Below are 8,960 nucleotides of genomic sequence, written 5' to 3' on the forward strand. Positions count from 1 at the left end.
TGGTCACCGGCTCGTAGGGTGCCGGGAGCCGTAACACCGGCGGAGGGCGTGGCGGCTATGCGTGGCGGCGGGTGCGGTTGGCAGCCGGTGAGAGCTCCGGGCTGCTGCTGGGCCGGGACTGGGGTGCGGGCGGCCGCCACACCGGGTGGGTGCGGCGGCGGTGGGTGGGATCGGCTCGTGGTTCGAGTCAGTCAGCAGAGCGGCGGATCAGCCCGGCGTCACCGCACCCTCTGGCACTCCGAACCACTCCTCCAGCGCCTCCGCCAGCCCGGCCGTCGACGCCGGCGCCTGCGCCCCCGCGTCGGCCGCCCAGGCCGTGAAGCCGTCCGGACGGACGAGGACCGCCGCCAGTTTCGGGCGGGACGGGCAGCCGGCCGTCAGGGTGTCGACGCGGCCGGCATACCCCGCAGCGAGGGCCCGGAGCTCCGGGTCGTCGGTGAGGTCGAGCAGGAGCGCCCGGCCGCCGTGGAGGTGGTCCGCGAGGCGGCCGCCGTCGGTGAGTTCGAGGTCCGGGGTGCTGCTGCCGGTCAGCGGGTGCTCGCCCGGCAGCTCGTACCGCACCCCGGCACCGTTGAGCCGCGCGGTGAGGTACGTGGTGCCCACGACCGTCCCCGCCAGGTCGCTGACGATCTCGCGCAGGGCCCGGGACTGCGGGTCCGGGCGCATGGCCGCGACCTGGGACCGGGTCCAGTCCAGGACCCACGCACCGACCGGGTGCCGCTCGGAGGTGTACGTGTCCAGCAGCCCTTCCGGCGCCCGGCCGCCGATCACCGCGGCGAGCTTCCAGCCGAGGTTCATCGCGTCCCCCATACCCAGGCTCAGCCCCTGGCTCCCGAACGCGGAGTGCACGTGCGCCGCATCGCCCGCCAGCAGCACCCGGCCCTTGCGGTACTCGGTGACCTGGCGTGCGTGGTCGGTGAAGCGGGTTGCGGTCCGCACCCCGGTGATCGTGACGTCCACGCCGGATACGCGGCGCAGCCGCGCCTGGAGGTCCTCGGCGGTGACCGGCGCGTCCCGGTCGGCCGGCGGGCCGTCGAACTCCACGGTGACGACGCGGCCCGGCATCGGCCCGTAGGCGTACACCCCGATGTCCGTGGCGGTCCAGCCGACCTTCAGGTCCTCGGCGCCGGTCATCTCCACGACCGCCTGGTGACAGGTGATCTCCGGTTCCGTACCGGGAAATTCGAACCCCGCGAGCTTGCGGACCGCGCTGCGGCCGCCGTCGCAGCCCACGAGCCAGCCGGCGCGTATCGCCCCGTCGCTCGTCTGCACGGTGACGGCCCCATCGTCCGCGTCGAAGCCGGTCAGCTCCACTCCCCGGCGCACGTCGACGCCGAGCTCGTCCGCCCGCCCGCCGAGCAGCCGCTCGATGTCCTGCTGCGCCACGAGAGCGATCTCGGCGGCGGGTCCGGCGTCGCCGAAGCCCGGCTCCGTACGGTCGACCAGGTCGGCGCGCAGCATGATCCCGGCGAAGTGCCCGACGAACCCGAGCCCTTGGCCCGCGTCCCCGCCTCCGTCCCCGCCTCCGTCCCCGCCTTCGTCCCCGCCGTTCCGCTCGCGCATGAACGCCTGGAAGCGGTCCATCGCCTGCCGCTGCACCTCGGCCAGCGCGGGCAGCATGCCCCGGCGGTAGAGCACCTCGGCGCTGGGCGTGGTGATTGCCCCGCCCTTGATCGTCGGGTCCACTTCGGTGAGACGTTCCAGGACGGCCACCCGCGCGCCTCCGAGCCGGAGCTCGCAGGCCAGCATCAGTCCGACCGGGCCGCCTCCGGCCACCACTACGTCATAGTCCATGGCGCCCACTATGACCGAGGGCCAAAGAGGCCCTTTCACCGACCTGACCAGCCACAACAGGCGCCGCGATGTCAAGGGACCGGCCCCGCGAGGATGGACGGCAAGCGGGCCGTCCGCGTTCTTGCTCGGCTACCTCACCCGCCGCCCGCCGCCCGCCGGTGTCCCGGCTTGCCCGGTGACGGCCTGGCCCTGCTCGGTGAGGGCGAGCCGCACGGCGCGCGGGTCGCGGGGATTACGGGTGCGCTCGATCAGGCCCGCCGACTCCAGGGCGCGCGCCGGCTTCGAGACGTACAGCGCCTCCAGGCCGGTGTGGTCGGCGAGTCGCGTTGACTGGGCCGCTCGCCGGCGCGCTGCATGCCGTGCAGCGACGCGACCAGTGAGTACTGCGCGTGGGTGAGGCCCGGCGGAGCCACCACGCGATCGACCGCGACGCGCCACTTGTTGGCGAGTCGCCATACGAGGAGGCCGGGCGTGGGGCCCGGTGAACCCTTGCTCAGTCAGCGCTGAGAACGATCAAGGAACGAGGCTCATCGGCTGCTGTCGCCGGGAGCGAGCAGGCTCGTGAGCTCGGTGATCGCCTCCGGGGACGGCTTGAAGCAGCGGCGCGCACGCTGCAGCCGTCGCGCCTCAAAATCCGCAGAGTGGTCGGACGGCCCGATCTGTCGAACCTGCTACGAACGCGCGATGCGTGTCCGCGGCTGCTGTCCCAGCTGCCGAGCCGACCGACTGCTGCCTGGCAGAGACACCGCTGGCATACCGATCTGCCGTGACTGCGCTGACATCACCCGCGACTTCTTCTGCGACCGCTGCGGCTTCGAGGGGTTGCTCCTCGGCGGAAGCCTCTGCGAATGCTGCTCGCTCGCCGACACCCTCGGCCGACTCCTCAACGACGGCACCGGCCGTGTCGTTCGTTCACTGCAACCGCTGGTTACCGTCCTGCTGGAGACGGACCGGCCCAGGAGCCGCCTGATCTGGCTCCGCAACCCCAACGCCGTCCGTCTCCTCCACGCCTGCCAGGGACGGGGATGCCTCCCGTTCTCGGGCTCTGGCTCAACTTCTGTGGTGGTACGTCGCTCCCGCCCGTACCCGATTCGGGGCGATCCCGCTGACCTGCTGGTTTCCCGCGTCCGACGCGCCGTCCTTGCGATCGACAGGCCGGCATCACAGAAGTTGAGCCAGAGCCCGTTCTCGTGAACATCGACTTCGGCAACGGCGGGCCGCATCTGCTGTCGGGATCCGTGAATAGAACCACCGCGCCGCTGCCCGCGCTCTACGGGTCGCCCGGTGGTCACTTGCTGCGTGACTCCTGGTCCCGGCTGCGGGGCGGGACGATGTCGAGGACGGTCATCATGCCCATGTCCTCGTGGTTGAGGATGTGGCAGTGCAGGACGGTCTTGCCGGTGTAGTTGGTGAAGTGGATGCGGATGACGATTTCGCTGCGCGCGGGCACGTTCACCGTGTCGTACCAGCCGTGGGAGGGCTCGTGGGCCTTCCCGTTCGTGCTCATCAGCTGGAAGTCGTTGGTGTGGATGTGGAAACTGTGGTCCTCGTCCGTGTCGTTGCGGATGGTCCATTCCTCAACCGTGCCGAGGACCGAGGTGAAGTCGATCCGCTGGGGGGCGTACATCCGGCCGTTGATGAAGAATTTCGTGCCTGCCGCGTTCTCCGTGTAGACCACGTTCTTGCGGGCCGCGATCGTTGCGCTGCTCAGGTCCTCGTGCGGGGCGAAGGCGGTCGGGACAGCGGCCTGCTTCGCGTGTGTGCCGCCGGTGACGACGGTCGCGAGGGTCGCTTGGGGAAACTGGTTTCCGGCCGAGCCGGTGTTGTACGGGAGGGTTTCCAGCGGGGTGGTGCCGGGACTGCCGCCCTGGACGAGGACGTCGAAGCGGGCGCCGGCGGAGATGATCAGCGTGTCCTGGGCGTAGACCTTCCGGACGGGAATGCCGTCCTGGGCGATCACGTGGAAGAGGGTGCCCGGCAGGTGGAGCTTGTAGTAGATGTTGGCGCCGATGTTGGCCAGCCGCCACAGCTGTGTCTCGCCCGGCCGGATGTTGATGACGGGGTTCGTCTGGCCGTTGACGGTGCGGTTGGTGGCTGCGCCGATGCTCAGGGGATGGGTCTTGATCGAATCGCCCTGGATCTGGAAATCCTTGAGCGCGATCGTGTGTTCGGTGATGCCGCGCAACGACGGGGGCAGGTAGTGCTGCAGACCGTCGACGATGAGGACGCCGGACTCGCCGCCTGCGACCTGGGCGGCGGACTTCATGTCGGCGTGTGAGTGGTACCAGTAGGTGCCGGTGGGCTGGTTGTGCTGCAGCTGGTACGTGTAGTGGTACGACTGGTTGTACTTGATGGCGATGAAGATGTCGTCGGCAGGAGCGCGCGGCGAGACATGGAGCCCGTGCGTGTGCACATTGGTGTCTTCGTCGATGCGGTTGGTCATGGTGAGGTCGATGCGGTCACCGGGCCGTACGCGCAAGGTGGGAGGCATGTACGCCCCGTTGTAGGTCGTCGCGTACAACTGACGGTCGCCGACCCGGACCTTGCGCCGTTCCACCACGATGGTCGCCTTGAGGACACCGTCCCGGCTGACCAGCTCCGGCGGGTCCTGCAGTCGCGGGCCCGGGACCGCAGATGCGGCGCGGCCCTCCGCCGCGAGCTGGCTCCCCATCGGTGTCTGGCTCGCGCAGCCGACCAGCCAGGCCGAGGCAAGGGCCAGACCGATGACCATCCGGGCCGGCGCAGAACGGGTACTGGACCGGGTCACATCTCTCCCCAAAGAAGTCGTACGGCCGGGCGGGGTGATGCCCGGCTGAAGTCACGAGGAAGGCCGACGGCCTGTCAGCCGGAGCGTAGGCATGCGCATTTCACGAGCCCCACGGCCACGCGCCGACGACGGTGGCATCCGCCCGAACGGTGGACGCCGTGCACCAGGGTGGCGGAGCGGAGGGCCAGGAGGGAGGGAGAGTCCGTCGGTGGGCGGCACCCCATGCGGGTGCCGCCCACCGGGCGCTTCGCGGGTGCGGCACCACGGGGGCAGCGCCGAGGGGGTCAGGCGGGCTGGTGGGGCAGTTCCTTGTCGGCACGGCCACCGGTCCCGAGGGCCCGCCGCGGTGACGGCGGCGCCGCCGGGCGCGTGCCGAGTACGCCTCGGGCTCGCAGTTCGTCGAGGTCGGACAGGCGCTCTCCGGGAAGAGCGCCGAGCAGGTCGGCCTGGGCGGCGCGGATGCTGTGCGCGGGAGCCTGGGGGCCTGCGCCAAGGGCGCGGCGGACAGTCACGTCTGGCATCGTACGGGCAGCGCATCACCGACCGTCCCGGCCGCCGGGCTCCGTGGAGCGGGCCGCAGCGGGGTGTCGGCCGCTGCGAGAAGGGCATCCGCTGGGCGGACGCTCCCTCGCTACCGCAGCCTGACCAACACCAAAGCCAATCTCAACTGACCCGGTCCAGCCATGTGCGGTAGCGGCTGCCGAAGGGTTCTGCAGCGTCGCGCAGCGCGGCTGACAGCCACTCGGCGGCACTCTCCGCGTGCGTGATGACGTCTCGTGGATAGCCGTACTGCCGCTGATGACTGGCGAACTCGTCCTCGTCGTCCACGAAGACGGATCCGTCTTGCCGTATCCGGCAGACATCCAGATCCAGGTCCACCGTGGTCACTTCTCCCTTGTGCGGCCAATCGGGAGGAGTGGTGACGTCGCAATAGACGTCCAGGTGGGCTGGAGCTGCCTGGAACCGGGCCGTCCACCAGGCGCCGCGTGGAAAGAGCATGACTCGTTGCTCTTCGATTGTGTGGATCTCCCCCTTCCCGCCTTTGCTATAGATCGTCCCGATTGGCGCACCGAGCCAGACCCCGAACTCGTCCTCGCCCAACCACACCATCGAGTGGTGCCAGTGCAGGCTGCCATCGAACTTACGGACCACGACCCGGACCTCGGCTTCTTCCATGGCGGAAGGCTACTGGCAGCCAGGCAACCGGCATTCTGTCTCAACGAACAAGGAGAGCCCTCACATCTCGATGACTGATGTGGGGACCGTTCATGTCAGTGAGGACCGCTACGAGTCCTCCACGGGAGCTTTGACGCTGCCATATCGGTCGGCGGCGGCGTATAGCGCTCACTCACCTCTCGGCGCTTCTTGCGCTCGCGCAGCTCAGTCAGGTTGTAGGTCCCCGCTGGTGAGCTGGGCGGAACGAGTTCGTAACTGCCCTCCGGCTCCGCCGTCTTCTCCACCATCCCCCGCCCTACTAGACCGTCGCCGTTTGCGGCTGGGCCCGGACAAGATCAAACCCGCATGTTGATTTTCTGCGAGCCCTAAGCACGTCCTCGCGCAGCCAGCGGCGCACTGTGGACGCGGAGATGCTGTCGGTGATCCCGCGCGCGGTCAGCTCGACGGCCAGCTCCGGCCAGGACCAACGCGACAGTGGCACACCGGTCTCGGCGGGTAACTTGCAAGCCAGCGCTTGGGTCTCGGCGATCTGCACAGGGGTGAAGCGGGCCGGACGCCCTGAGCGTTTACGGTCGGCCAGGGCCGGCAGGCCGCCGTGGGCGAACCGGCCGCGCCAGGCACGAACCGTGTCCAGGTGCAGGCTGGTCTCGTGGGCGATGCGCGCGTTGGAGCGTCCCCGTGCCGCGTGCAGGACGATCTGCGCACGGCACCGCAGCCGGTGCTCGGTCTTGTGGCCACAGGCCATCTTCTTCAGTCGCTCGCGCTCGGCGGTGGTCAGGACGATCGGGCAGGCCGGCGCAACGGGCATGGCGGACGGGCCGATCGCGAGAGGCGGAACACTACGGGTCGCAGCCCTCCGGGCCTGCGGCAATATCCAACTGAACCTCAGCTTTCTGTGACCGCCGAATCGAGCAGGGACAGCGTCTGGTTGTCCGCGTCCACGTGTACGCGGACGCCGAGCGGCAGCGGCAGGTTTGGTGCGGTGTGGCCGAAGTCGACCTGGGCCAGGACCGGGATGTCACGCTGGGCCAGGACGTCGAGCACCACGTCGCGTAGACCTGCGCGGTCTCCGCCGCCCTCGTAGGGCGTGACCTCAGTCGGGATGCCGACCACCATGCCCGCGATCCGGTCCAACACACCGGACAGCCGCAAAGTATGCAGGTCGCCCCAGATCCGGGTGACCGGCCGCTGCACCTCCTCCCAGAACAACACGGCGCCGTCGAACCGTTCGGCGGCCAACGCGAAGGGTGTCGCCTGCAGTTGGATCAGGCGGTTCAGCAAACCGCCGACCAGTGGTCCCTGCGCGCGTCCCGGCTGCCAGGTTTCCCAAGCCCCCATCGGCGGCAGCACGCCCGGCGCCTCGGCCTTGGTGAGCACACGGGTGTAGAGGTCAACGAGCTCGGTGCGACGGGCCTCGTCGCCCTCCGTGTACCAGCCACTACCAAAACCGTGGGTGGCAATGTCGGCGTGGAAGCCGACGAGGCCGGTCCTGGCGTGCAACGCCATGTGCAGCAGCGAGATGTCGCTGTAGCCGAGGATCGGCTTCGGGTCGGCCCGGATCGCGTCCAGATCGATCAGATCGAGATAGCCGATGGTCGTCTGTCCACCGGTGTGCGCCACGATGGCCCGCACCTCCGGGTCCCGGAGCAGAGCGTTGAGCTCGGCGGCCTGCTCCGCCGGAGTGCCCGACGCCCACCAGCGATTCTGCGCTGGGTTGACCATCGGGCTGACTCGCACGCGGAAACCCATCCGCTCCAGTATCGCCACACCGCGGGCGAGGAGTGGTTCCTCGCCCGGCTCAAGCTGGCCTGAGGGCGCGGTAACGACCACGAGGTCCCCGGAACATAGCGCGCGGGGCCGAAGGATCACAGACATGGGGCCTCCTTGTTGATAAGCAACGGCCAGCAACAAGGCCCGTGCCGCAGATAATCCGCCTCCCCGACGTAATCAGGCCAAGCCCCGAAACCCTGGCCGGGCCCACCGACCGCCTCCCCGCGAACAACTAACGGACCGATGCGGAATCGGGCCCCGATGTCAACCCCCGAAGGACTTCGAAACTCGGCCACTGAGCTTCCGTTGCCCCGGGCTGCGGACGGGCGGTTGTCCTGGCGGTGGACGTCTCGCCGTGACTTCGGCCGGACGCCGGCTCAGTGGCGGACCGCTCGTTCTGTCACACCTACGGCCGTGGCAACGCCAAGCACCAGATGATGCCCGGCTGTCCGTACTCCGTCGTCGTTGCCCCGGAGTCCGGCCGTACCTCCTGGTCCGCGCTCCTGGACACGGTCCGGCTCGCCCCCGGCGCGGATCTTGCGGCCGTCAGCGCCGACCAGGTCCGCGAGGTGGTCGAACGGCTGGTCGCCGCAGACCAATGGGCCGAGGGTGACCGGAGATGTTAGCCGTACTGGACGCTCGCTACGACGCCCCACGCATCGCCTATCTGCTGTCCGGCCTGCCGGTAGAAATCCTGGGCCGGACACGGCCGGACCGGGTGATGCGCCGCCCGACGCCGCCGCGGGTCTACGACCCCAAGGGCGGCCGGCCGCCGAAGCACGGCGGCGAGTTCGTCTTCGGCGACCCCGCCACCTGGGGCGAGGAGCAGGCCGCCACGGTCACAGACACCCGGCTCTACGGCAAGGCCACCGTGCGGGCCTGGGATCGGCTGCATCCGAGGTTGACCCGCCGGGCCGCCTGGCTCGACCACGACGGCGCGCTGCCTATCAGCGAGGGCACCGTCATCCGCTTGGCCGTCGAGAACCTGCCGTTCGGCGGGGTGAACAAGCCGGTCTGGCTGTGGTGGTCGCGCACCGGCGCCACCCCGGCCGACGTCGACCGCTGCCGGCAGGCGTTCCTGCGGCGCTTCGACATCGAGCACACCTTCCGCATGCTCAAGCAGACCCTTGGCTGTTCGCGGCCCCGGCTCCGCGACTCGGCCGCCGCCGATCGCTGGACCTGGCTGATCTTCGCCGCCCACACCCAGGCAACCCGGTGCACACCGTTCCCCTGGGAAACCGCAGATCAGCAGCGCGTAGAGCGGACGGACGGTAGCACTAGGGGAACCGTGTCTGTTCTGGAGGACCAGAACAAACAGCGGCTGCTCCGGCGACGCGCACCCCTCATCAAGGAGGCTCGTCGTCGTGGGGCTGTTCCGGGTGGGGGAGAGTCCCCCGCGCCGACCCAGACAAGGGTCCGCTAGTTGGGGGAGAAAACGGTAGGTCTCGGTGCG

The 8,960-nt window shown here is 69.6% G+C and carries 6 protein-coding genes and 3 pseudogenes; 1 reads left to right on the forward strand and 8 read right to left on the reverse strand.

Annotation, left to right across the window (positions count from 1 at the left end):
- Nucleotides 1-207: 207 nt before the first annotated feature.
- The 8 genes and pseudogenes from ACFV8T_RS33205 to ACFV8T_RS33240 form a co-directional block, all read right to left on the reverse strand.
- Nucleotides 208-1,794, reverse strand: coding sequence for an FAD-dependent monooxygenase (locus ACFV8T_RS33205; protein WP_385334836.1), 1,587 nt, complete (start codon nucleotides 1,792-1,794; stop codon nucleotides 208-210).
- Nucleotides 1,795-1,959: 165 nt separating this feature from the next.
- A pseudogene (locus tag ACFV8T_RS33210) lies at nucleotides 1,960-2,291 on the reverse strand (MarR family winged helix-turn-helix transcriptional regulator); the annotation flags it as partial.
- Nucleotides 2,292-2,321: 30 nt separating this feature from the next.
- A pseudogene (locus ACFV8T_RS33215) lies at nucleotides 2,322-2,399 on the reverse strand (site-specific integrase); the annotation flags it as partial.
- A 683-nt stretch (nucleotides 2,400-3,082) separates the two neighbouring features.
- Nucleotides 3,083-4,561 (reverse strand): multicopper oxidase family protein, encoded by a 1,479-nt coding sequence (locus ACFV8T_RS33220; RefSeq protein ID WP_385334838.1) that lies wholly within the window; start codon nucleotides 4,559-4,561, stop codon nucleotides 3,083-3,085.
- A gap of 284 nt (nucleotides 4,562-4,845) precedes the next feature.
- Nucleotides 4,846-5,073: a hypothetical protein gene (locus ACFV8T_RS33225; protein ID WP_385334839.1), complete on the reverse strand. Its 228-nt coding sequence runs from the start codon at nucleotides 5,071-5,073 to the stop codon at nucleotides 4,846-4,848.
- A gap of 151 nt (nucleotides 5,074-5,224) precedes the next feature.
- Complete coding sequence (locus ACFV8T_RS33230; RefSeq protein WP_385334841.1) at nucleotides 5,225-5,737, reverse strand: DUF402 domain-containing protein; 513 nt, start codon at nucleotides 5,735-5,737, stop codon at nucleotides 5,225-5,227.
- Between the two features lie 298 nt (nucleotides 5,738-6,035).
- A complete protein-coding gene (locus tag ACFV8T_RS33235; RefSeq protein WP_385334843.1) occupies nucleotides 6,036-6,545 on the reverse strand; it encodes a helix-turn-helix domain-containing protein in 510 nt (169 codons plus the stop codon).
- A 77-nt stretch (nucleotides 6,546-6,622) separates the two neighbouring features.
- Nucleotides 6,623-7,612 (reverse strand): LD-carboxypeptidase, encoded by a 990-nt coding sequence (locus ACFV8T_RS33240; RefSeq protein ID WP_385334845.1) that lies wholly within the window; start codon nucleotides 7,610-7,612, stop codon nucleotides 6,623-6,625.
- Between the two features lie 174 nt (nucleotides 7,613-7,786).
- On the opposite strand from ACFV8T_RS33240, the pseudogene ACFV8T_RS33245 reads away from it, so the two are divergent.
- A pseudogene (locus tag ACFV8T_RS33245) lies at nucleotides 7,787-8,714 on the forward strand (transposase); the annotation flags it as partial.
- Nucleotides 8,715-8,960 lie beyond the last annotated feature (246 nt).

The organism is Streptomyces sp. NPDC059832, assembly GCF_042731715.1.
Lineage (GTDB): Bacteria > Actinomycetota > Actinomycetes > Streptomycetales > Streptomycetaceae > Streptomyces.